Source organism: Pseudomonas sp. Tn43, from assembly GCF_014192635.1.
Lineage (GTDB): Bacteria > Pseudomonadota > Gammaproteobacteria > Pseudomonadales > Pseudomonadaceae > Aquipseudomonas.
Genome location: NZ_JACHYG010000004.1, coordinates 222,712 through 246,021, shown reverse-complemented (window position 1 = coordinate 246,021; position 23,310 = coordinate 222,712). Strand labels below are relative to the sequence as shown.

Sequence of the window (23,310 nt, the reverse complement as noted above, 5' to 3'; positions counted from 1 at the left end):
TTACGGATTAACGCTGTCTTTCAACGATTTTCCTGGCTTGAACGCAACAGTGTTGCTGGCCTTGATTTTGACTGGCTCACCGGTCTGCGGGTTTTTGCCTGTACGTGCACCGCGATGGCGTTGCAGGAAAGTCCCGAAGCCCACCAGCGTGACGCTGTCTTTGCGGTGCAGAGCGCCGGTGATTTCTTCGAGAACGGCGTTGAGAACGCGGTTGGCCTGCTCTTTGGTGAGGTCTGCTTTTTCCGCAATGGCAGCGGCGAGTTCTGGTTTACGCATTAGTGAAGCCCCTTTGACGGTTTTTTGTTGTTATGTCCGTGCTGTTCTCGTTGGAACAGCGCCCAAAGCGCCGCAGTGCTCTACTCTGCGGCAGACGGGAGGAGGATGGCACGCGCTTAAGAGCGGCGCCAGTCTCCCTGCGACCTTTGTGGGGGCAAAAGCAGGGTGATTCCGACAGAACGACCGCTATTTACGCCAGCAAGGGCGGAAGCTCTTTGTTCAGGGCGAGTTTTTCCATCACCGCCGCACCTGTCAGGGCATAACCCAGTAATTGGCCGGCGCTGTCGCGGCACAGCACCTTGATGTCTGCGCCCTGTCCTTCGACCGTCCAGACCCCTTCCGCACCCCGTGGCGGCGGCGAAACCACCAATGGGCAGATCGGGGTTTTCACGGTGATCGGCATCGGGCCATAACTGACCGCTACAGGGTTTCCGGCCAGGGTTTGAGCCAGCGCTCTCGCACAGCTCATGAGGGGCATGACGTACAACAGATTCAGCCCGTCGACCTCGGCGCAGTCGCCCAAAGCGTAGATATTGGCGTGAGAGGTTTTCAGATGACGGTCGACCACCACGCCACGGTTGACTTGCAGCCCGGCAGCGGCTGCCAGGTCGATGCGCGGGCGCAGGCCGATGGCCGACACCACCACATCGCAAGGAATGACCTGACCATCGGACAAATGCGCCTCCAGGCCATCAGCCACTCGCTGCAAGCGATTGAGCACCGGCCCGAGATGGAAGCGTGCGCCCAGGCCTTCCAGGCCGGCCTGGACCGCAGCAGCCGCCGCCGGATGCAGCAAGGTCGGCATGACCTGTTCGCACGGTGCAACCAGTTGCACCTCGTAGCCGCCCAGCATCAGGTCGTTGGCGAATTCGCAGCCGATCAGACCCGCGCCCAGCAGCAACACCCGGCGCTTGCCGGCCACCGCCGCGCGAAAGCGTGCGTAGTCTTCAAGGTCGTTGATCGGGAAAACGGCCTCCGCCGCGTCACCTTCGATCGGCACCCGTACGGTTTCCGCGCCCCATGCCAGGATCAGATCGCGGTAGATCACCGCCTCTTCGCCGATCCACAGGCGCTTGTGGCCCGGATCGATGCCGCTGATGCGCGTATGGGTGCGCACTTCGGCCTTCAATTGCTCGGCCATGGTGCCCGGTTCGGCCATGCTCAGGCCATCGGCGTCTTTATTCTTGCCGAAGCCGGTGGAGAGCATCGGTTTGGAGTAGGAGCGTCCATCATCTGCGGTAATCAGCAGCAGCGGGGTTTCGCCATCGAGTTTGCGAAACTCCCGGGCCAGGTTGTAGCCAGCCAGCCCAGTGCCGACGATCACGACAGGTGCGTTCATTCCCTTACTCCCCAGGTTCTTAGTTGATTTCGATCATTTCGAAATCCATTTTGCCCACGCCGCAGTCCGGGCACAGCCAGTCTTCCGGCACGTCCTGCCACGGCGTGCCCGCCGCAATACCGTCGTCCGGCCAGCCATCGGCTTCGTTATAAATCAGGCCGCAGACCACACATTGCCACTTTTTCATTCAGGTACTTCCTCAGGGTTCAGGCTTTTGCCGGCGCGAACGGTCGATCGGTGAAGCGTTGCCGTCCGGCTCAGGGCGTTTTGTACTGATCAGGGCCGGCAGATGCAAGCCTGTTCGGCGCTACGGCTGGCGGGATCAATCAAATTCACCGCCTGACATGGTAAGCTCGCCGCCTCATTTGCTGCCAATAATGACTCACTGTGCCGCACTCAAAATCCCCTTGCGAGATACCGGTCTGGCTGCCTCGAAGCCAACTGGCGCCCCTTCCCGACATGTCTACGCTCGATTGGCTCTTCGATGAAGGATCGCTGACCCGACGTTTGATCCGTCTGTCGAATAACGGCTTCAGCGTCACGCCGCTGTTCGAAGGCTGGCAACCACTGCGCGCCGATGAATGTGCTGCGCTGGAGCTGGCCGAAGGCAGTGAAGGTTGGGTGCGCGAGGTGTATCTGCGCGGGCACGGTGAAGCCTGGGTATTTGCCCGCAGTGTGGCAGCGCGTAGCGCATTGCAGGGCGATGGATTGCATATGGATGAATTGGGTAGTCGTTCGCTGGGCGAATTGCTGTTTTGTGATCAGGCATTTCAGCGCCGGGCCATTGAGGTTTGTCACTATCCTCAGGCATGGCTACCGATGGATGCTCAAGCGCCCGAACTGTGGGGCCGGCGCTCGCGTTTCGACCGCGGCGCCTTGAGCGTGCTGGTGGCCGAGATCTTCCTGCCGACCTTGTGGAAAGCCACCCGCGCCCATCCGGAGAATTGCTGATGTACCAAAGCCTGCTCAAGTCCCTGAATCGCTTGAATCCACGGGCCTGGGATTTCATTCAGTTGACCCGCATGGATAAGCCGATCGGCATTTATTTGCTGCTATGGCCAACGTTATGGGCACTCTGGATTGCCGGTGAAGGTTCGCCGTCATTGGCCAATATCGTGATTTTCGTGCTCGGCGTTGTACTGACCCGTGCCGGCGGTTGTGTGATTAACGATTGGGCGGATCGTAAGGTCGATGGCCACGTGAAACGCACCGAACAACGGCCATTGGTGAGCGGCAAGATCAGCTCCAAAGAAGCCCTGGTGTTCTTTGCGGTGCTGATGGGCGTGAGTTTCCTGCTGGTGCTGTGCACCAATGCGAAAACCGTGTGGCTGTCGCTGGGCGGCTTGGCCCTGGCGTTCACGTATCCGTTCATGAAGCGCTATACCTATTACCCGCAAGTGGTGCTGGGTGCGGCATTTTCCTGGGGCATGCCGATGGCGTTCACAGCCGAAACCGGTGAACTGCCGGCAGCGGCCTGGTTATTGTGGATCGCCAACCTGTTGTGGACCGTGGGCTACGACACCTATTACGCCATGACCGACCGCGACGATGATCTGAAGATCGGGGTGAAATCCACGGCAATTCTGTTTGGCGACGCCGACAGAGTGATCATTCTGACCCTGCAGGGCTTGGCGTTGGGGTGTTTGCTGCTGGCAGGTTCGAAATTCCAGCTCGGCGGCTGGTTTCACCTCGGGTTGCTAGCGGCGGCGGGTTGTTTTGCATGGGAGTTCTGGTACACCCGCAGCAAGGACCGGATGCGCTGCTTTCAGGCGTTTTTGCACAATCACTGGGCCGGGTTGGCGATTTTCGTGGGGATAGTGCTGGATTACGCATTGCGCTGACTGATCTGTAGCAGCTGCCGCAGGCTGCGTTCGGCTGCGCAGCAGTCGTGAATTCTGTGCACGCGGTTTACCTGTTACACCGCATAGCCAGATTTCACGACTGCTGCGCAGCCTGCGGCAGCTGCTACAGGTGCGCTCTTGCGCGCCAATCAGTGCCGATACATGTGCCAGAAGCCGCCTTTACCATCACCCTCCGTATCCCCGGGCTTTTTGTCCATTTTGTAGCCATACATTGGCTTGCCTTTGTAAGCCCATTGCATCGTGCCATCTTCACGTTTGATCGGCGTCCAGTCACCTGTGGGCTTGGCATCCATCGGCGCCATCAATGGCGGCCAATTCGTCGCACACTCACCCATGCACATCGACTTGCCCTCCTTGTCTTTGTCAAACGTGTACAAGGTCATGCCCTTGTGATCGACCATCATGCCGTCTTTCATCATGGCCGGTTCGGCGGCGAAGGCCAGGGACGGCAGCGTTAGCGCCGCCGCGACCAGCAGGGCCTTCCAGGATTGCGCAATGTGATTCATGAAACCTTCCTCTTGTGATTGTCAGGATTCGGACTTAGAGCTTAGTTCAGGATCACGACAATCGCAGGACGGCTAAAATACTGTCACACGACTGCAATATTTCCGTTATCTAATGCGGCGCAAGACAGTTAAATGACAAGAGGATTAAGGCATGGTTGGCAGGAGCATTCTGATCGTCGACGACGAAGCGCCCATTCGCGAAATGATCGCCGTTGCGTTGGAAATGGCCGGCTACGACTGCCTGGAGGCGGAGAATTCGCAGCAGGCCCATGCCATTATCGTCGACCGCAAACCGGACCTCATTTTGCTCGACTGGATGCTGCCCGGCACTTCCGGCATCGAACTGGCCCGCCGCCTCAAGCGTGATGAGCTGACCGGGGATATTCCGATCATCATGCTCACCGCCAAGGGCGAAGAGGACAACAAGATCCAGGGCCTGGAAGTCGGTGCCGATGACTACATCACCAAGCCGTTTTCCCCGCGTGAACTGGTGGCGCGCCTGAAAGCCGTGCTGCGCCGCGCCGGCCCGACTGATGGCGAGGCGCCGATCGAAGTCGGCGGCCTCCTGCTGGACCCGATCAGCCACCGCGTGACCATCGACGGCAAACCCGCCGAGATGGGCCCGACCGAGTACCGTTTACTGCAATTTTTCATGACCCACCAGGAACGCGCCTACACCCGCGGGCAGTTGCTGGATCAGGTGTGGGGCGGCAATGTCTATGTCGAAGAACGCACCGTCGACGTGCACATCCGTCGCCTGCGCAAAGCCCTCGGCGATGCCTATGAAAATCTGGTACAAACCGTGCGCGGCACTGGCTATCGGTTTTCCACCAAGGCATAAAAACAGCGGCAAGCTTCAAGCTATAAGCGGCAAGCAAGGCGCAGCCGAACCCGTCACTCTTACTTGAAGCTTGCAGCTTGAAACTTGAAGCTGCGTTAGGACGCTCCGTGAACCAAAACTGGCATGGCACCCTGATTCGCCACATGCTGTTGCTGGTCACCGCCTGTCTGGTGATCGGCCTGATTTCCGGCTATTACGGCTGGAGCCTCGCCGTGGGCCTTGGACTTTATCTGGCCTGGACTCTCAAGCAACTGCTGCGCTTGCACGAATGGCTACGCCTGCAAAAACCCGATGAAGCACCGCCCGATGGTTATGGCCTGTGGGGCGAAGTGTTCGACAGCATTTACCACCTGCAACGCCGCGACCAACGGGTGCGCGGGCGTTTGCAAGCGGTGATCGACCGGGTTCAGGAATCCACCGCGGCGCTGAAAGATGCGGTAATCATGCTCGACAGCGACGGCAACCTGGAATGGTGGAACCGCGCCGCCGAAACCCTGCTGGGCCTCAAGACCCCACAGGACAGTGGCCAGCCGGTGACCAACCTGGTGCGCCATCCGCGCTTCAAGGAGTACTTCGAGCAGGACAGCTACGCCGAACCGCTGGAAATCCCTTCGCCGATCAATGATCGCCTGCGCATTCAGCTGTACATCACTCGCTACGGCAACAACGAACACTTGATGCTGGTGCGCGACGTGACGCGTATCCATCAGCTGGAGCAGATGCGCAAAGACTTCATCGCCAACGTGTCCCATGAGTTGCGCACACCGCTGACAGTGATCTGCGGCTACCTGGAAACCCTGCTCGACAACGTCGAGGAAGTGAACCCGCGCTGGATCCGTGCCCTGCAGCAGATGCAACAGCAAGGCGGGCGCATGCAGACCTTGCTTAACGATTTGCTGCTGCTGGCCAAACTCGAAGCCACCGATTACCCCTCGGACAACCAACCGGTGGCCGTCGATAGCCTGCTGCAATCGATCAAGAGCGATGCTCAGCAACTGTCTGGTCAACGCAATCAGCACATCACCCTGGAAGCCGATCCAACCATTCTGCTCAAGGGTAGCGAAGCGGAATTGCGTAGCGCGTTCTCCAACCTGGTGTTCAACGCAGTGAAGTACACACCGGCCGAGGGCAATATCCGCATTCGCTGGTGGGGTGATGATCAAGGCGCACACCTGAGCGTGCAGGATTCCGGGATCGGCATCGACAGCAAACACTTGCCGCGCCTGACCGAACGCTTCTATCGCGTGGACTCCAGCCGCAACTCCAACACCGGCGGCACCGGGCTGGGGCTGGCCATCGTCAAGCATGTGTTGCTGCGTCACCGGGCACGTATGGAAATCAGCAGTGTGCCGGGCCATGGCAGCACGTTTACTTGCCATTTTGCGCCAGCCCAAGTGACAAAATCCCGCGTCACCAGTGCCGCCGATTGATACCGGCCAGCACTCACCACTAGGCAAGCCAAGAGTCAGCCGCTACATTGGCTGACTTGTGCCTGCCCTTCAGGCGCACTTTTTTCTTTCTTTTCGAATACACGGAACCCGCAAAACTCCATCATGGACCCTTCCCCTGGCTTGACCGTCGCAACAATATTCGCCGACTTCGGCATGATTCTTTTTGCTCTGATCCTGGTTTTGCTCAACGGCTTTTTCGTTGCGGCAGAGTTTGCCATGGTCAAATTGCGCTCGACCCGTGTCGAAGCCATCGCTGAAAAACACGGTTGGCGCGGGCATATCCTGCGTACCGTGCACAGTCAGCTCGACGCTTATCTCTCGGCTTGCCAATTGGGTATCACCCTCGCCTCGCTGGGCCTGGGCTGGGTCGGCGAACCTGCGTTCGCGCACCTTCTGGCCCCCGTGCTGAGCGCCGTAGGCGTGGATTCCGCCGAGGTGGTGAAGGCCGTTTCGTTCTTCACAGCCTTCTTCATCATTTCGTACCTGCACATCGTGGTCGGTGAACTGGCCCCGAAATCCTGGGCCATCCGCAAACCCGAGCTGTTGTCGCTCTGGACAGCGGTGCCGCTGTACTTGTTCTACTGGGCCATGTACCCGGCCATCTACCTGCTCAACGCCAGCGCCAACCAGATCCTGCGCATTGCCGGCCAGGGTGAACCCGGCCCGCATCACGAGCACCATTACAGCCGTGAAGAATTGAAGCTGATCCTGCATTCCAGCCGTGGCCAGGACCCTAGCGACCAAGGCATGCGCGTATTGGCCTCGGCGGTGGAAATGGGCGAGCTGGAAGTGGTGGATTGGGCCAACTCCCGGGAAGACCTGGTGACACTGGAGTTCAACGCGCCGCTCAAGGAAATTCTGGCGATGTTCCGTCGCCACAAGTTCAGCCGCTACCCGGTGTACGACAGCGAGCGTCAGGAGTTCGTCGGCCTGTTGCACATCAAGGATTTGCTGCTTGAATTGGCCGCGCTGGATCACATTCCCGAGTCGTTCAACCTCGCCGAACTGACCCGCCCGCTGGAGCGTGTGTCTCGCCACATGCCGCTGTCGCAACTGCTGGAACAGTTCCGCAAGGGCGGCTCGCATTTCGCGCTGGTCGAGGAAGCCGACGGCAACATCATCGGCTACCTGACCATGGAAGACGTGCTGGAAGTGTTGGTGGGCGACATTCAGGACGAACACCGCAAGGCTGAACGCGGGATCCTTGCGTATCAACCGGGCAAATTGCTGGTGCGGGGCGACACGCCGCTGTTCAAGGTCGAACGCCTGCTGGGCATTGACCTGGACCACATCGAAGCGGAAACCCTCGCCGGGCTGGTCTACGAAACCCTGAAACGGGTGCCGGAAGAGGAAGAAGTGCTGGAAGTCGAAGGCTTGCGGATCATCATCAAGAAGATGAAGGGGCCGAAGATCATTTTGGCGAAAGTATTGATGCTCGATTAATAGACCGATGAGGGCTTTTGTGGCGAGGGGGCTTGCCCCCGTTGGACGGCGAAGCCGTCCCCCAAAGAGCCTGATCGCGATAGATCAAAAATAACCGGGTTTCGAGGTTTCAGGGCTGCTCTGCAGCCCAACGGGGGCAAGCCCCCTCGCCACAAAAGCCCTCGTCACATTAGATATCCATCGTCTTCACTGCTTGCCCAACGCAAAGTTGGGCAACGCGCCTACCGGTTGGTTGAACTGATACGGAATCGATACCAGCCCCAACCCGGTATTGCGCTGCACCACGAAGTGCAGGTGCGGGCCGCTGCTGTTGCCGGTATTGCCCGACAGCGCCAGCGCACTGCCCACCACCACGCGCTGACCTTCCCGTACGCTGACCGAACCTTTCTTGAGGTGCAGGTACACGCCCATGGTCCCGTCCTCGTGCAGTACCCGCACGAAGTTGCCCGACGGATCGTTGCCGCGCCCGGTCTGGCCATTCTCGGTTTTCACCACCGTGCCGCCGCGCGCCGCGATGATCGGCGTGCCTTCGGGCATGGCGATGTCCATCGCATAACGATTCTTCGGCCCGTAGTGGCTGTATTGGCCATTGGCGCCCTGACTCAGCCGGAACGGCCCGCCACGCCAGGGCAACGGATAACGATAGGCCATGGCAGCCCCTGCAGGGTCGCCCAGTGAATATTCGAACTTCGGGGTATACGCCAGCGGCCTTCCGGCCTTCGTCGCCTTGAGCAGCGCCAGACGAATGCTGCTGCGTGCCGGCATGACCCGACGAATCGGCCGGCTCGGTGCGCCGCTGACATTATTGAGCCCGGAAAAACTCAGCTCGATCTCGACCGGCGCATACAAGTCGTTGCGCACGAACACGCTGTCCATGCCCTTCTGCTTCTTGATATCGAGATACACCTGCCGCTCGAGGCGCTCGACCATCCGGTCGCGAAAAACGAACACCTTCGCACCTTTGCTGGGGCGATCGCTGTAAGAGACCACGCCACTGGCGTCGGTGGAGCGGTAAATCGTCATGGCCACAGCCGAGGTGGAGGCCATGATCAGACCACAGAAAAACAGCAGGCGCGCGAACATGGGCAAGATTCTGTCGAGTAAGGCCTGGAAAGAGCCTAGCAGCTGAAATGGACCAGCGTAGTCAACAGATGTTTCAAATGATCGTTCCCACGCGGAGCGTGGGAACGATCAGCGGTACACGTTACGCGCCCGGTACGAAATGCTTCTGCGCGGTGCCACGGGCGATCAGGCGGGAGATGTAGTCGAGCTTCTGCGCATCCTGGTCGACAAAGCGGAAGGTCAGTTGCAGCCACTCGCTGTCGGGTTTCGGCTCGAAGGCGACGATGGCGTGCAGGTAGCCGTTGAGCCGAGCGATTTCAGCGTTGTCGCCCTGCTCCAGGTCGAGTACGGCACTGTCGAGGACTTGCGGCAGGGTGTCGGTGCGTTTCACCACCAGCAGCGCTTCCTTGATGCTCAAGGCCTTGATCACGCATTGCTGGGTGCCGCTCGGCATGCGCAGTTGGCCTTGGCCACGACCACCGGCCGCTGCAGCGGAGGCAGCCGGCGCCTTCACCGGCGGGCTGTTAAGCAGGCCACGGGACGGCGCGGCAGCCGGGGCGGGCGCGGCGGCGGCAGGTTTGGCGAAGGAGTTGACCGGTGCCGCCGATGGCGCGGTGATCGCTGCCTTGCCGCCGGTGAGTGCACTAAGGGAGTCGTTGCCGAATGCCGAGTTCATTTTGGTCGGCGCGCTGTTCATCAAGGTGTCGAGCTTGCCGACCTTGTTCAGTGCCTGCTTCACCTTGGTCAGCAGTTGCTCGTTGGTGAACGGCTTGCTGACATAGCCCGAAACCCCGGCCTGAATCGCCTGGACGACGTTCTCTTTGTCGCCACGGCTGGTGACCATCACGAACGGCATGGTCTTGAGGTTGTCCTGCTCGCGGCACCAGGTCAGCAGTTCCAGACCGGACATTTCCGGCATTTCCCAGTCGCACAGAACCAGGTCGAACGCCTCCTTGGCCAGCATGGCTTGGGCCTTTTTGCCGTTGACGGCATCTTCAGTCCGGATCCCCGGGAAGTAGTTACGCAAGCACTTCTTCACCAGGTCACGAATGAACGACGCATCGTCTACGACCAACACACTGATCTTGCTCATCCAACACCCCTTTATAGATCCCGGCAAGCATAACGCTGGCTGATGGCACTTTGCCAAAACTCTTCAGTCACGCCGGGACTTTTCGTTCGCGGGTGCTGCTCTTCAATTCAAAAGCCACACAAACAAAACGCCCGGCCAAAGGGCCGGGCGCTTTTCTTGGGCAATCTTACTTATCGTCAGCTTTGCCCGGAACATTAGCGGTTTCGGCACTTGTGCCTTCAACTTCTTCCTTCATGCGCTTGAGGCCCAGATGACGCACGTCGGTACCGCGCACCAGGTAAATCACCAGTTCCGAGATGTTGCGCGCGTGGTCACCGATTCTCTCCAGCGAACGCAGCACCCAGATAATGCTCAACACCCGCGAGATAGAGCGCGGGTCTTCCATCATGTAGGTGGCCAGTTCGCGCAGCGCGGTCTTGTATTCGCGGTCGATGATTTTGTCGTACTGCGCCACCGACAACGCCAGGTCGGCGTCGAAGCGGGCAAATGCGTCCAGCGCATCGCGAACCATGTTGCGGACCTGGTCACCGATGTGGCGAACCTCGACGTAACCGCGTGGCGCTTCGCCTTCTTCGCACAACTGAATGGCACGGCGGGCGATCTTGGTGGCTTCGTCGCCGATGCGCTCCAGATCGATCACCGATTTGGAGATACTGATGATCAGACGCAAGTCCGACGCCGCCGGTTGGCGACGGGCCAGAATGCGCAGGCATTCTTCGTCGATGTTGCGTTCCATCTGATTGATCTGGTCGTCGATCTCACGCACTTGCTGGGCCAGGCCGGAGTCGGCCTCGATCAGCGCGGTGACCGCGTCGTTGACCTGCTTCTCGACCAGCCCGCCCATGGCCAGGAGATGGCTGCGCACCTCTTCCAGCTCGGCGTTGAACTGTGCGGAAATGTGGTGAGTAAGGCCTTCTTTACTAATCATCTTGTTCGCTCCGCGAAAGTTGCAAGCTTCAAGCTGCAAGCTTCAAGCAGTTATGTATAAGTCCTGAAATCGCACCGCTTCTTTCTGGCCGCTTGCAGCTTGACGCTTGCGGCTGTACGGCTAGCCGTACCGTCCTGTGATGTAGTCTTCGGTCTGCTTCTTCGCCGGATTGGTGAACAGCGTGTCGGTGTCGCCGAACTCCACCAGCTTGCCCATGTACATGAACGCCGTGTAGTCGGAAACCCGCGCGGCCTGTTGCATGTTGTGGGTCACGATAACAATGGTGAACTTGGATTTCAGTTCGTAGATCAGCTCTTCGACTTTCAGCGTGGAGATCGGGTCGAGTGCCGAGCAGGGTTCGTCGAGCAGCAATACTTCCGGCTCCACGGCGATGGTGCGGGCAATCACCAGACGTTGCTGCTGACCACCGGACAGGCCGAGTGCCGACTCGTGCAGACGGTCTTTGACCTCATCCCACAGCGCCGCGCCTTTCAACGCCCATTCAACGGCTTCGTCGAGGATGCGTTTCTTGTTGATGCCCTGGATGCGCAGACCGTAAACCACGTTCTCGTAGATGGTTTTCGGGAACGGGTTAGGCTTCTGAAACACCATGCCGACCCGGCGACGCAGCTCGGCCACATCTTCGCCCTTGCGGTAGATGTTGTTGCCGTAGAGGTTGATGGCGCCGTCGACGCGGCAGCCATCCACCAGGTCGTTCATACGGTTGAAGGTACGCAGCAGCGTGGACTTGCCGCAGCCGGACGGACCGATGAAGGCAGTCACGCGCTGTTTCGGGATGTTCATGCTGACATCGAACAACGCCTGTTTGTCGCCATAGAACAGGCTCAGGCCCGGCACTTCAATGGCCACGGTTTCCTGCTCCAGGCTCAGGCTCTGTTTGTCGCGGCCCAGGGCCGACATGTTGATGCCGTGAGTGTGTGCTTCGTGTTGCATGGGGTCTCACTCCGTTCGTAGCTGCAAGCTTCAAGCTGCAAGCTGCAAGTTTTGAGCAAAAGCGGCGAGCAGCATTTTCTTGCCGCTTGTAGCTTGCCGCTTGTGGCTTATCAATTAGCTATCCAGCGCTTTGTATTTTTCGCGCAGATGGTTACGGATATAAACCGCCGACAAGTTGAGCGTGGCGATCACCAGTACCAGCAGCAAAGCGGTGGCGTATACCAGCGGTCGCGCGGCTTCGACGTTCGGGCTCTGGAAGCCGACGTCATAAATGTGGAAGCCCAAGTGCATGATCTTCTGGTCCAGGTGCAAGTACGGGTAGTTGCCATCCAGCGGCAGCGATGGCGCCAGTTTCACCACACCCACCAGCATCAGCGGCGCCACTTCACCGGCGGCACGGGCCACCGCGAGGATCATCCCGGTCATCATCGCCGGGCTGGCCATTGGCAGGACGATCTTCCACAAGGTTTCTGCCTTGGTGGCGCCGAGGGCCAACGAGCCTTCGCGCACGGTGCGAGGAATCCGCGCCAGGCCTTCTTCGGTAGCCACAATCACCACCGGCACGGCCAGCAGGGCCAGGGTCAGCGAGGCCCAGAGCAGGCCCGGCGTACCGAACGTCGGCGCCGGCAGTGCTTCGGGGAAGAACAACCGGTCGACCGAACCGCCAAGCACGTAGACGAAGAAGCCCAGACCGAACACGCCGTAAACAATGGCCGGAACCCCCGCCAGGTTGTTCACCGCGATACGGATCAACCGGGTCATCGGCCCCTGACGTGCATATTCACGCAGGTAGACCGCCGCCAGCACGCCGAATGGTGTCACGATCATCGCCATGATCAGGGTCATCATCACGGTGCCGAAAATCGCCGGGAAAATCCCGCCTTCGGTGTTGGCTTCACGGGGGTCATCGCTGAGGAATTCCCAGACCTTGCTGAAGTAGAAGCCGATCTTGGTGAAGGTGCCCATGGCGTTCGGCTGGTAGGCGTGAACCACTTTGCCAATGCCGATTTCGACTTCTTTGCCGTTGGCATCGCGAGCGGTCAGGCTGTCGCGGTTGAACTGAGCGTGCAGATCATTCAGGCGCGCTTCGATGTCCTGGTAGCGCGCATTGAGCTCGGCGCGCTCGGCCTCCAGATCCGCTTGCGCGGCTGCGTCGAGACGGCCCTCCAATTCCAGTTTGCGACCGTGCAGACGCACCCGCTCGAGACCGGCGTTGATCGCGCCGATGTCGACCTTTTCCAGGGTCTTGAGCTGTGCGGCGAGCTGGTTGACGCGATCCACGCGCGCCTGCAACTCAGGCCATGCGGCCTCGCCTTCAGCGATGACCTTGCCATCTTGTTTGACGTTGACCAGGTAACCGTAGAAGTTGCCCCACTCGCGACGCTCGATGGCCATCAGCTCGGGTGGCGTCTTCTGGTTGGTCAGCCACTCGCCGACAATCCAGGTGAAGTCAGTGCCGTTCAGGTCACGGTTGCCGACCTTGATCAGCTCGCGGGTCATGAACTCCGGGCCCTGATCGGGCACCGGCAGGCCAGCGCTTTTCAGGCGCTCACGTGGCACTTCTTCCTTCTGCACCACTTCGCCGATGACGAGGTGATTGGCTTGGCCCGGCACGTCGTAACTGGCGTGGATCAGGTCCGCCGGCCAGAAGTGACCCAGGCCGCGCACGGCAATCACCGCCAGCAGGCCAATGGTCATGATGACTGCAATGGACACCGCGCCACCGCTGATCCAGACGCCGGGGGCGCCGCTCTTGAACCATCCTTTCAGGGAGTTCTGTTTCACAGACTTCTACCTTTCTTAAAGCGACGAGTATTTCTTGCGCAGACGCTGACGAATCAGTTCCGCGAGGGTGTTCATGATGAAGGTGAACAACAACAGCACCAGCGCCGAGAGGAACAGCACGCGGTAGTGGCTGCCGCCGACTTCCGACTCAGGCATTTCCACCGCAACGTTGGCCGCCAGGGTGCGCAGGCCTTCGAACAGGTTCATTTCCATGACCGGAGTGTTGCCGGTGGCCATCAGCACAATCATAGTTTCACCCACCGCACGGCCCATGCCGATCATCAGCGCCGAGAAGATGCCCGGGCTGGCGGTGAGGATCACCACGCGCGTCATGGTCTGCCACGGCGTGGCGCCGAGGGCCAGGGAACCGAGGGTCAAACCGCGAGGCACGCTGAACACGGCGTCTTCGGCGATGGAGTAGATGTTCGGAATCACCGCAAAGCCCATGGCCAGGCCGACCACCAGAGCGTTGCGTTGGTCGTAGGTGATGCCCAGGTCGTGGGAGATCCACATGCGCATGTCGCCGCCGAAGAACCAGGTTTCCATGTACGGGCTCATGTACAGCGACAGCCAGCCCACGAACAGGATCACCGGAATCAGGATCGCGCTTTCCCAGCCGTCCGGCACCCGCAGGCGCAGCGATTCAGGCAGGCGGCTGAAAGTGAAACCGGCGACCAGGATGCCGATCGGCATCAACAGCAGCAGGCTGAAAATGCCCGGCAAATGTCCTTCCACATACGGAGCGAGGAACAGGCCGGCGAAGAAACCGAGGATTACCGTCGGCATCGCTTCCATCAGCTCGATCACCGGTTTGACCTTGCGACGCATGCCCGGGGCCATGAAGTACGCGGTGTAGATCGCAGCGGCGACGGCCAGTGGCGCGGCCAGCAGCATGGCGTAGAACGCAGCTTTCAAGGTGCCGAACGTCAGCGGCGAGAGGCTCAGCTTGGGTTCGAAGTCAGTATTGGCCGCGGTCGATTGCCAGACGTACTTAGGCTCGTCGTAGTTCTCGTACCAGACCTTGCTCCACAACGCGCTCCACGACACTTCCGGGTGCGGGTTGTCGAGCAGCAGCGGTTGAAGCTTGCCGCCCTGCTCCACGATCACGCGGTTGGCCCGTGGCGACAGGCCGAAAAGACCTTGGCCATCGACCACCTGATCCACCAGCAACGTGCGGTGAGCGGTGCTGTGGAACACGCCCAGTTTGCCGGACGCATCCAGGGCAACGAAGCCTTTGCGACGCTCTTCAGCGGTGATTTCAATGATCGGCGCTGTGCCCATCTGGAAGGTGCGGATCTGCTTGAAGCGCTGCTCGCCATCCGGGTCTCGAGCCATGAACCATTGGGCCAGACCACCCTTGGAGTCACCGACGATCAGCGAGATGCCGCCCAGCAATTGGGTAATAGCGGTGACTTCGGTATTGCCGTCTTCAAGCAATTTGTAGCGCCCGTTAAGGCTCTTGTCGCGCAGGCTGAAAACGTCGGCCTGAGCGCGACCATTGACCACGTACAACCACTGCTGACGCGGGTCGATGAAGATGTTCTTCACCGGCTCGGTCATTTGCGGCAGCTCAACGCGCTTCTTCTCGTTGGTGACTTCGCCGGTCATCATGTTTTCTTCGCTGGTCAGCGACAGGACATGCAACTGCGCGGCCGTAGAGCCGGCCAGTAGCAGGGTCGAATCGGCAGCATTGAGGCTGACGTGTTCCAGAGCGCCGCCCGCCTCGTTCAACACGATTGGCGTTTCGCCGTACGGGTATTCGATGGCCGGCGAGATGGTCTTCTTGCCTTCCGGGTAGCTGACTTTATAGGTGTGACGGAACACCAGCGCCTGACCGTTGGACAAACCCAACGCCACCAACGGCTGGCCAGGCTGATCTTCACCGATGGACGTCACGCGGGTGCCGGCCGGAATCGGCAGGTCGACGCGGCGCAGCTCAGTGCCCGTGTCGACATCAAAGAACAATGCCTGGCCCTTGTCGGAAACCCGCATGGCGACCTGGTTCTGTTCTTCGAGGGAAATCATCAGCGGCTTGCCGGCGTCTTGCATCCAGGCGGGCGTGATGGCGTCTTTGGCGGTCAGGTCGGCCCCCTGGAACAGCGGCGCGACGACGTAACCGAGGAAGAAAAAGATCAAGGTGATCGCGCCGAGCACGGCGAGGCCGCCCACGAGGACGTACCAACGGGTCAGGCGATCTTTCAGCGCACGAATACGGCGCTTGCGTTGCAGCTCAGGCGTATTGAAGTCAATTCGCTTGGGGGGATTTGTAGTCATGGTGGAATTGGCCAGATCATTCATGCGCACACCCTAGCGATCCTGTATGACAGAAAGATGACAATGCAGTGACGCAACAAATCCGCCGCCAGTGGTAACTGGCAGTGGATTGGAAATTTGGGGGCCGGTATTTACCGGCATTTGCAGGAGCGAGGCTTGCCCGCGAACGGGTCGTTACATTCAACATCAATGTTGACTGACCCACCGCTTTCGCGGGCACGCCTCGCTCCTACACAGGTCCGGGGTTTAGCCCGGACCTAGGGTTTTACTTTTTTGCGACGTTGCCGCCTTCTTGCAGACCCAGGTCAGCCAGTGCTTTTGCAGCAACCTTGGCTGGCACCGGGATGTAGCCGTCTTTCACAACCACTTCCTGACCCTGTTTGGACAGAATCAGCTTCACGAACTCGGCTTCCAGCGGGGCCAGAGGCTTGTTCGGGGCCTTGTTGACGTACACGTAGAGGAAACGCGACAGCGGATACTTGCCGTTCAGGGCGTTTTCTTCAGTGTCTTCAACGAAATCGGTGCTGCCTTTCTTGGCCAGGGCCACGGTTTTCACGCTGGCGGTCTTGTAGCCGATGCCCGAGTAGCCCACGCCGTTCAGCGAAGAGCTGATCGATTGCACGACCGAAGCCGAGCCTGGTTGTTCATTGACGTTTGGCTTGAAGTCGCCTTTGCACAGGGCTTCTTCCTTGAAGTAGCCATAAGTACCGGATACCGAGTTACGACCGAACAGTTGCACCGGCTTGTTGGCCAGATCGCCGGTCACACCCAGATCGCCCCAGGTTTTCACATCGGTTTTACCGCCGCACAGACGCGTCGAGGAGAAGATCGCATCGACCTGCTCCATGGTCAGGTGCTGGATCGGGTTGTCCTTGTGCACGAACACCGCCAAGGCATCCACAGCAACCGGAATAGCGGTTGGCTTGTAGCCGTACTTGGTTTCGAAGGCTTGCAGTTCGTTATCCTTCATCTTGCGGCTCATCGGGCCCAGGTTAGCGGTGCCTTCAGTCAACGCAGGTGGCGCGGTAGAAGAACCGGCAGCCTGAATCTGGATGTTTACGTTCGGGTATTCTTTTTTGTAGTTCTCAGCCCACAGGGTCATGAGGTTGGCCAGGGTATCGGAGCCGACGCTGGACAGGTTGCCCGACACACCAGTGGTCTTGGTGTAGCTCGGGATAGCAGGGTCAACAGCGGCAACCGCGTTGGCAGTCGCAACGCCAGCAGCGACAAAAGTCATTGCCGCCATCAAACGCTTCAGTTTCATGCCTTACTCCTAGCAGATAGGTGTGTTAAGTCGGGGCCAAGTATCAGCAGGCCGTGTGAACACTCTATGGCTGAAATATGACAATTGGATGAAAGGCCAGCATTTGCTTTTTTTGCAGGCAGACCGCGTTATCGTCTTCGCGAGCAAGCCTCGTTCCTACAGGATTAGTGTCATTTCAAAATTGGCGCATGACCTGTAGGGGCGAGGCTTGCCCACGAAGACGTCGGTCGGCTTAGCGACCCTTCTTCCAGAGATACGCCCCCACCAGAATCCCGACGCCACACAGAACCGCCACATAATAGGCAGGCCCCATCGGGCTTTCCTTGAGCAGCAGGCTGACGATCATCGGCGTGAGGCCACCGAAAATGGCGTAGGCGACGTTGTAGGAAAACGACAGGCCGCTAAAGCGCACCACGGGCGGGAATGCCTTGACCATGACATACGGGACCGCACCAATGGTGCCCACCAGCAAGCCTGTCAGGGCGTACATCGGGAACAGCCAGTCGGGATGCTCAGCCAGGCTGTGGTAGAAGGTCCAGGAGCTGGCCAGCAACGCTGCGCAGCCGAACACGAATACGCGTCCCGCACCGAAACGATCCGCCAGGGCGCCGGCAATGATGCAGCCGATGCTCAGCAGCACAATCGCCACGCTGTTGGACTGCAGGGCGGTGGTTGGCGCGAAGTGATAGACCGTCTGCAATACGGTCGGGGTCATCAGGATCAACACCACGATGGCGGCGGACAGCAGCCAGGTCAGCAGCATGGAAATCAGAATCGCACCGCGATGGTCGCGCAACACGGCGCGCAGCGGTACTTCCTCGGCCAGGGCTTTGCGCAATTGCAACTCGGCAAACACCGGGGTTTCGTGGAGCCAACGACGCAGGTAGACCGAGAACAGGCCAAACACGCCGCCCAGCAGGAACGGGATTCGCCAGGCGTAATCCGACACTTCCACCGGCGTATAGATGCTATTGATTGCGGTCGCGACCAACGAGCCCAAAAGAATACCGGCGGTCAGACCGCTGGTCAGCGTGCCGCAGGCATAACCGATGTGACGCTGCGGCACGTGCTCGGAAACGAATACCCAGGCTCCCGGCACTTCACCGCCAATCGCCGCGCCCTGGATGACCCGCATCAGCAGCAACAGGATCGGCGCCCACATACCTATTTGCGCGTAAGTGGGCAGCAAGCCCATGATCAGGGTCGGGACTGCCATCATGAAAATGCTCAAAGTGAACATCTTCTTGCGTCCCAGCAGATCACCGAAGTGCGCCATGACGATGCCGCCCAATGGCCGCGCCAGGTAGCCGGCGGCGAAGATGCCGAATGTCTGCATCAAGCGCAGCCACTCGGGCATGTCGGCGGGAAAGAACAGTTTGCCGACCACTGTGGCAAAGAACACAAAGATGATGAAGTCGTAAAACTCCAGCGCGCCGCCCAGGGCAGACAGCGATAACGTCTTATAGTCGTTGCGGGTCAACGGGCGTGCGGATTGGCTGGGCTGCGCGATGCTCGAGGGCGCTGTGGTCATGGCAAGGGCTTCTCTTATAGTCGGATCTGCAACCTCGACAACGCTGGCAGAGGCTTGGGCAGGTTCGGCACGATAGCAAATTGTTCAAAAAAGCACATAGAAGCGCGTATTTGACGGTCAAAATGAGAACCGGATGGTCGTCTCGGAGTCTACCGATCGATATACTCGCAACATTGCAACGGTTTGTAAGGGTTGCTGTGCGAAACCGTCGTTGGCACCTGTCAGCCGATTTCGCAGAGTTTCCCTTTAGGCGCCTTAAGAAAAACGTGACGAACGCAGTATGTTCGGGGCTGAATCGTTTTTCCAAGGCTCCAGTGCGCAGGCACTTGCGCGCGGAGCCGTAAGACGGCTATTCAACCTGAAGTACCAATGAAGAGTCACGGGTCAGAGGCACCCCCGGCATGATAGAGCTCGAACAAGAAGATCCAATCCCGCAAGGCGACCTGGCCCTGCAAATCACCGCGCTTCCGCGCGAAACCAACGGCTTTGGCGATATTTTCGGCGGCTGGCTGGTGGCGCAGATGGATTTGGCTGGCACCGCAATGGCCAGCAAGGTGGCGGGTGGTCGCGTGGCCACCGTGGCAATCGATCGCATGGCGTTTCTGGTGCCGGTAGCGGTGGGCGCGCAGCTGTCCTTCTATACCCAGGCCCTGGAAATCGGCCGTAGCTCGATCCAGATGATGGTTGAAGTCTGGAGCGATGACCCACTGTCCAGCGAATGGCGTAAAGTGACCGAAGCCGTGTTCGTGTTCGTCGCCATCGACGGTAGCGGCCGCACTCGCTCGGTTCCGCCTCGGGCCCGTTAAACCGGAGCTTGTAAAAACGGCGCGTTAAACCCCGCGACCGTTTTGCGGTCCATTGAGTCATTGTTCCTGATTGAGAGTTGCCCCATGAGCACGCCCAACGTTGAAGCCGTGAAACTGGATGAACTGAACTGCTGGCGCATCCGCCACGGTCAGGCCGAATTGCTGGTGGCCCAACAAGGTGCGCACATTCTCAGTTATCAAGTGGACGGCCAGCCGCCGCTGATCTGGCTGAACGACAAGGCTGTGTTCAAGGCTGGCAAAAGCATCCGCACCGGCGTGCCGGTGTGCTGGCCGTGGTTCGGCAACCTGGCGCGCAACCCGCAGAGTGTCCAGGCCATGCGCGTCAGCCAGGAACCGCCGACCGCCCATGGTCTCGTGCGGGCGATGGACTGGGAGCTGCTCGGCATCGAAACCGAGGGCGAAAGCCTGAAGGCGGAATTCAATCTGCCCTACCCCGAAGGCGGCCTGCCAGGCTGGCCACATCAGGTGGACTTGAAGTTGAGCATTCGTCTGGATGAGCAGTTGCACATCAGCCTGACGAGCCAGAACAAGGGCGCTGAACACGTCACCATCAGCCAGGCCCTGCATAGCTATTTCGCGGTCAGCGATGTGCGCAACGTGCATGTCGAAGGGCTGGATGGCTTGAGCTATATCGAAACCCTGGACGACTGGAAAACCGTCACCCAGACCGGTGATTTGCGTTTTAACGGTGAAACCGACCGCATCTATCTCAATACCCCGCCAACGCTGAGTATCGTTGACCCGCATTGGGAACGACGCATCGAACTGACCAGCAGCGGTTCGCGTTCGGCAGTGATCTGGAACCCCTGGATCGCCCGCGCCGCAGCATTCAGCGATATGGCCGACGATGGCTGGCAGCGCATGCTGTGCATTGAAACGGCCAATGTGATGGACGATGTGGTGACGCTGGCACCGGGGGCGAGTCATACCCTGGGCGTCAGTATCGGCACCAAACCGCTCTAGCCATACCGCAATACAAAATGTGGGAGCCAGCCTGCTGGCGATAGCGGTCCGTCAGCTACTTTCAAGTTGACTGACACGACGCCATCGCCAGCAGGCTGGCTCCCACAGTTATTTTCGTTGGTTGCTAGAGATCAGACTCCTGCACCACCCGCACCTGCGCTGCATCCAGAGCATACGCCGCATCCGCCAGGTCATTGTTGACCGTCTCGATCTTCAACGTGCCGGTCACCCACAGCGGCGTGTAGATATCGTTCAGCTTCAAGCCTTTTGGATAACGCACCAGCACCAGTTGGTTTGGCGGCGGTGGTGGCACGTGGATGCAAGCGCCTGGATAGGGCACGAGGAAGAACAACGTGCTGTGGCCCTTGGCGTCGGATTCCAATGGTACCGGATAACCGCCAATGCGAATGTGCTTGTCGTTCATCGACGGCACGGTTTTGGTCGAGTACATCACCGCCGGCAAGCCCTTGCTCTGCTTCATGCCACCCTTTTGGGTAAAGGTGCCGTTGGCTTCCGGTGAGTTGTGATCGATTTCGGGCATGGCCTCGAGGGCCTTCTGGTCCGACTTGGGCATCAGTTCAAGCCAGTCGGTTTCCGGCAGTTCGCCGGCATGGACCAAACCACTGCCCAGGAAGAAAAGAGTCAACAGAAGACGGCGCATGAAAGGGCTCGGCAAAAGAAAGGACGGTGTAGCGCGAGCATTCTAGCCCTCTGCGGCGATGACGCGCAGAGGGCTTTATCACTTCAATGAGTTCTTTTTTTGATCAGGCCGTAGATCACCAGCAAAACCACCGCGCCCACCAGCGCACCGATGAAACCTGCGCCTTCGCCAGCGCGGTAAATGCCTAGGGCCTGGCCGCCGTAAGTAGCCGCCAGCGAACCGCCGATACCGAGCAGGATGGTCATGATCCAGCCCATGCTGTCATCGCCCGGTTTCAAAAACCGAGCCAGCAGGCCGACAATCAAACCAATAAAGATGGTTCCGATAATTCCCATGGCATTTCCCTCTGAATGATTTGGATATGCCGAAAGCCTAGACAGACTTTTGCATCCTGCCATCAGAGAACGGCGGCCCCTGAAGGTTCCGCCGCCGTCACATGAAACTATTCGGCGATGAGCGCTTCGACTTTGAGGATCTGCGCAGCCAACGCCTCGCGGTCTGCACAGCGCAGAGTGGCGTGACCGACCTTGCGACCGACCTTGAAAGCCTTGCCGTAGTGATGCAAATGGCAATCGTCGATCGCCATCACTTTTTCTACTGGTGGCACCACACCGATGAAGTTGAGCATCGCGCTCTCACCCACCTTGGCCGTCGAACCCAGCGGCAGACCGGCAACGGCCCGCAGGTGGTTTTCGAACTGGCTGCACTCGGCGCCTTCGGTGGTCCAGTGCCCGGAGTTGTGTACGCGCGGGGCGATTTCGTTGGCCTTGAGGCCACCGTCGACTTCGAAGAACTCGAACGCCATCACGCCGACGTACTCCAGCTGCTTGAGCACCCGGCTGGAGTAATCTTCAGCCAACGCTTGCAGCGGGTGATCGGTGCTGGCCACGGACAGCTTGAGAATGCCGCTGTCGTGGGTGTTGTGAACCAGTGGGTAGAACCTGGTTTCGCCATCGCGAGCGCGCACTGCGATCAGCGAGACTTCGCCAGTGAACGGCACAAAACCTTCCAGCAGGCAGCCAACGCTGCCCAGCTCGGCGAAGGTGCCGACCACGTCTTCAGGCTTGCGCAGGACTTTCTGGCCCTTGCCGTCGTAACCCAGGGTGCGGGTTTTCAGCACGGCGGGCAGACCGATCGAAGCCACGGCGGCGTCCAGGTCGGCTTGCGACTGGATGTCGGCGAACGCGGGGGTCGGAATCCCCAGGTCCTTGAACATGCTCTTTTCGAACCAGCGATCACGTGCGATGCGCAAGGCTTCGGCGCTTGGGTACACCGGAACGAATTGCGACAGGAATGCCACGGTTTCGGCCGGGACGCTTTCGAACTCGAAGGTCACCAGGTCGACTTCATCGGCCAATTGACGCAGGTGATCCTGATCGCCGTAATCGGCACGCAGGTGTTCGCCCAACGCGGCTGCGCAAGCATCTGGCGCCGGGTCGAGGAAAGCGAAATTCATGCCCAGCGGAGTGCCCGCCAGCGCCAACATGCGGCCTAACTGGCCGCCACCGATTACACCGATTTTCATCGTCAACAACCTCAGGCGATGCGTGGGTCTGGATTGTCCAGGACGCTGTCTGTCTGCTCAGCGCGGAATTTCTTCAACACGGTATGAAATTGCGGATGCCTGGCGCCCAGGATGCTCGCCGAGAGCAGCGCTGCGTTGATCGCGCCGGCTTTGCCGATGGCCAGGGTGGCAACCGGAATGCCCGCGGGCATTTGCACGATGGACAGCAGCGAATCGACGCCCGAGAGCATCGACGACTGTACGGGGACGCCCAGCACCGGCAGGTGGGTCTTGGCCGCACACATGCCTGGCAGGTGGGCCGCGCCGCCGGCACCGGCGATGATCACCTCGATGCCACGGGCCTCGGCCTCTTCGGCATACTGGAACAGCAGGTCCGGGGTGCGGTGGGCGGAGACCACTTTCACCTCGTAAGGGATGCCGAGCTTTTCCAGCATATCGGCGGTGTGGCTAAGGGTGGACCAATCGGACTTGGAGCCCATGATCACGCCAACCAGTGCACTCATCGTCGTGCCTCTTCTCTCTGGGCGCCCGCGGGCGCGTCAAAAAACAACAAGCCACGCAGAAATGCGTGGCTTGATTGTACGAAAAATGGCCGGACGAACCGGCCGAAGGCCGCGCAGTATACCTCAATGAAGCAGATAAACAGCCCCCGATGCGACCATCTGTCATACGGCGCAACGTGCCGGTTTTATTGACCTCAAGGTCAATCAAATCCACCACAAATC

At 59.5% G+C, this 23,310-nt stretch carries 23 protein-coding genes; 7 read left to right on the top strand and 16 right to left on the bottom strand.

From position 1 onward, the window contains the following. The 3 genes from FHW68_RS12800 to FHW68_RS12790 all read right to left on the bottom strand — a co-directional run bounded on the left by FHW68_RS12800 (position 1) and on the right by FHW68_RS12790 (position 1,802). Positions 1–276 (bottom strand): HU family DNA-binding protein, encoded by a 276-nt coding sequence (locus FHW68_RS12800; protein WP_003213368.1) that lies wholly within the window; start codon positions 274–276, stop codon positions 1–3. A 190-nt stretch (positions 277–466) separates the two neighbouring features. After that, positions 467–1,615, bottom strand: coding sequence for an NAD(P)/FAD-dependent oxidoreductase (locus FHW68_RS12795; RefSeq protein WP_183680652.1), 1,149 nt, complete (start codon positions 1,613–1,615; stop codon positions 467–469). Positions 1,616–1,634: 19 nt separating this feature from the next. Then, entirely contained in the window at positions 1,635–1,802 is a 168-nt protein-coding gene (locus FHW68_RS12790; RefSeq protein WP_027926308.1) for a rubredoxin, read from the bottom strand. Between the two features lie 200 nt (positions 1,803–2,002). On the opposite strand from FHW68_RS12790, the gene FHW68_RS12785 reads away from it, so the two are divergent. After that, the gene (locus FHW68_RS12785) at positions 2,003–2,566 is read left to right on the top strand and encodes a chorismate lyase (protein ID WP_095632865.1); all 564 of its coding nucleotides are present in this window, start codon (positions 2,003–2,005) and stop codon (positions 2,564–2,566) included. After that, on the top strand, positions 2,566–3,456 hold the full coding sequence (gene ubiA, locus FHW68_RS12780; protein WP_095632864.1) for a 4-hydroxybenzoate octaprenyltransferase: 891 nt from the start codon (positions 2,566–2,568) through the stop codon (positions 3,454–3,456). The genes FHW68_RS12785 and ubiA overlap by 1 nt, the downstream gene beginning before the upstream one ends. Before the next feature lie 149 nt (positions 3,457–3,605). Here ubiA and FHW68_RS12775 read toward each other — a convergent pair whose 3' ends face one another. Further along, a complete protein-coding gene (locus FHW68_RS12775) occupies positions 3,606–3,983 on the bottom strand; it encodes a hypothetical protein (RefSeq protein WP_095632863.1) in 378 nt (125 codons plus the stop codon). Between the two features lie 151 nt (positions 3,984–4,134). Here FHW68_RS12775 and phoB point away from each other — a divergent pair, with 151 nt between their 5' ends. From phoB to FHW68_RS12760, 3 genes are all read left to right on the top strand, one after another. Next, positions 4,135–4,824, top strand: coding sequence for a phosphate regulon transcriptional regulator PhoB (phoB, locus tag FHW68_RS12770; protein ID WP_007896474.1), 690 nt, complete (start codon positions 4,135–4,137; stop codon positions 4,822–4,824). Between the two features lie 143 nt (positions 4,825–4,967). Continuing rightward, positions 4,968–6,254, top strand: coding sequence for a phosphate regulon sensor histidine kinase PhoR (gene phoR, locus FHW68_RS12765; protein ID WP_221217140.1), 1,287 nt, complete (start codon positions 4,968–4,970; stop codon positions 6,252–6,254). Between the two features lie 123 nt (positions 6,255–6,377). Then, positions 6,378–7,718: a hemolysin family protein gene (locus tag FHW68_RS12760; RefSeq protein WP_183680648.1), complete on the top strand. Its 1,341-nt coding sequence runs from the start codon at positions 6,378–6,380 to the stop codon at positions 7,716–7,718. Between the two features lie 186 nt (positions 7,719–7,904). Here the strand turns inward: FHW68_RS12760 and FHW68_RS12755 are convergent, their stop codons facing one another. The 8 genes from FHW68_RS12755 to FHW68_RS12720 all read right to left on the bottom strand — a co-directional run bounded on the left by FHW68_RS12755 (position 7,905) and on the right by FHW68_RS12720 (position 18,609). Further along, the gene (locus FHW68_RS12755; RefSeq protein WP_183680647.1) at positions 7,905–8,801 is read right to left on the bottom strand and encodes a peptidoglycan DD-metalloendopeptidase family protein; all 897 of its coding nucleotides are present in this window, start codon (positions 8,799–8,801) and stop codon (positions 7,905–7,907) included. A gap of 121 nt (positions 8,802–8,922) precedes the next feature. Further along, on the bottom strand, positions 8,923–9,873 hold the full coding sequence (locus tag FHW68_RS12750; protein ID WP_095632859.1) for a response regulator: 951 nt from the start codon (positions 9,871–9,873) through the stop codon (positions 8,923–8,925). A 166-nt stretch (positions 9,874–10,039) separates the two neighbouring features. Continuing rightward, positions 10,040–10,801 (bottom strand): phosphate signaling complex protein PhoU, encoded by a 762-nt coding sequence (gene phoU / locus FHW68_RS12745; RefSeq protein WP_007896483.1) that lies wholly within the window; start codon positions 10,799–10,801, stop codon positions 10,040–10,042. Positions 10,802–10,921: 120 nt separating this feature from the next. Further along, complete coding sequence (pstB, locus tag FHW68_RS12740; protein WP_095052363.1) at positions 10,922–11,755, bottom strand: phosphate ABC transporter ATP-binding protein PstB; 834 nt, start codon at positions 11,753–11,755, stop codon at positions 10,922–10,924. A 114-nt stretch (positions 11,756–11,869) separates the two neighbouring features. Next, on the bottom strand, positions 11,870–13,540 hold the full coding sequence (pstA, locus tag FHW68_RS12735; protein WP_095632858.1) for a phosphate ABC transporter permease PstA: 1,671 nt from the start codon (positions 13,538–13,540) through the stop codon (positions 11,870–11,872). 15 nt (positions 13,541–13,555) lie between these two features. After that, on the bottom strand, positions 13,556–15,589 hold the full coding sequence (locus FHW68_RS12730; RefSeq protein ID WP_183680975.1) for an ABC transporter permease subunit: 2,034 nt from the start codon (positions 15,587–15,589) through the stop codon (positions 13,556–13,558). Between the two features lie 490 nt (positions 15,590–16,079). Then, positions 16,080–17,078, bottom strand: coding sequence for a phosphate ABC transporter substrate-binding protein PstS (locus tag FHW68_RS12725; protein WP_095632856.1), 999 nt, complete (start codon positions 17,076–17,078; stop codon positions 16,080–16,082). A 232-nt stretch (positions 17,079–17,310) separates the two neighbouring features. Next, a complete protein-coding gene (locus FHW68_RS12720) occupies positions 17,311–18,609 on the bottom strand; it encodes an MFS transporter (protein WP_095632855.1) in 1,299 nt (432 codons plus the stop codon). Between the two features lie 401 nt (positions 18,610–19,010). Between FHW68_RS12720 and FHW68_RS12715 the strand changes: the two genes are divergently transcribed. Both FHW68_RS12715 and FHW68_RS12710 read left to right on the top strand, forming a co-directional pair. Continuing rightward, on the top strand, positions 19,011–19,415 hold the full coding sequence (locus FHW68_RS12715; protein ID WP_007896491.1) for an acyl-CoA thioesterase: 405 nt from the start codon (positions 19,011–19,013) through the stop codon (positions 19,413–19,415). A gap of 84 nt (positions 19,416–19,499) precedes the next feature. Then, entirely contained in the window at positions 19,500–20,399 is a 900-nt protein-coding gene (locus FHW68_RS12710) for a D-hexose-6-phosphate mutarotase (RefSeq protein WP_183680645.1), read from the top strand. A 124-nt stretch (positions 20,400–20,523) separates the two neighbouring features. Here FHW68_RS12710 and FHW68_RS12705 read toward each other — a convergent pair whose 3' ends face one another. From FHW68_RS12705 to purE, 4 genes are all read right to left on the bottom strand, one after another. Continuing rightward, complete coding sequence (locus tag FHW68_RS12705; protein WP_183680643.1) at positions 20,524–21,060, bottom strand: DUF3299 domain-containing protein; 537 nt, start codon at positions 21,058–21,060, stop codon at positions 20,524–20,526. Between the two features lie 83 nt (positions 21,061–21,143). Continuing rightward, complete coding sequence (locus tag FHW68_RS12700) at positions 21,144–21,395, bottom strand: GlsB/YeaQ/YmgE family stress response membrane protein (protein ID WP_095632852.1); 252 nt, start codon at positions 21,393–21,395, stop codon at positions 21,144–21,146. Positions 21,396–21,502: 107 nt separating this feature from the next. Continuing rightward, entirely contained in the window at positions 21,503–22,585 is a 1,083-nt protein-coding gene (locus FHW68_RS12695; protein ID WP_095632851.1) for a 5-(carboxyamino)imidazole ribonucleotide synthase, read from the bottom strand. Positions 22,586–22,596: 11 nt separating this feature from the next. Further along, positions 22,597–23,088, bottom strand: coding sequence for a 5-(carboxyamino)imidazole ribonucleotide mutase (gene purE, locus FHW68_RS12690; protein ID WP_095632850.1), 492 nt, complete (start codon positions 23,086–23,088; stop codon positions 22,597–22,599). Positions 23,089–23,310 lie beyond the last annotated feature (222 nt).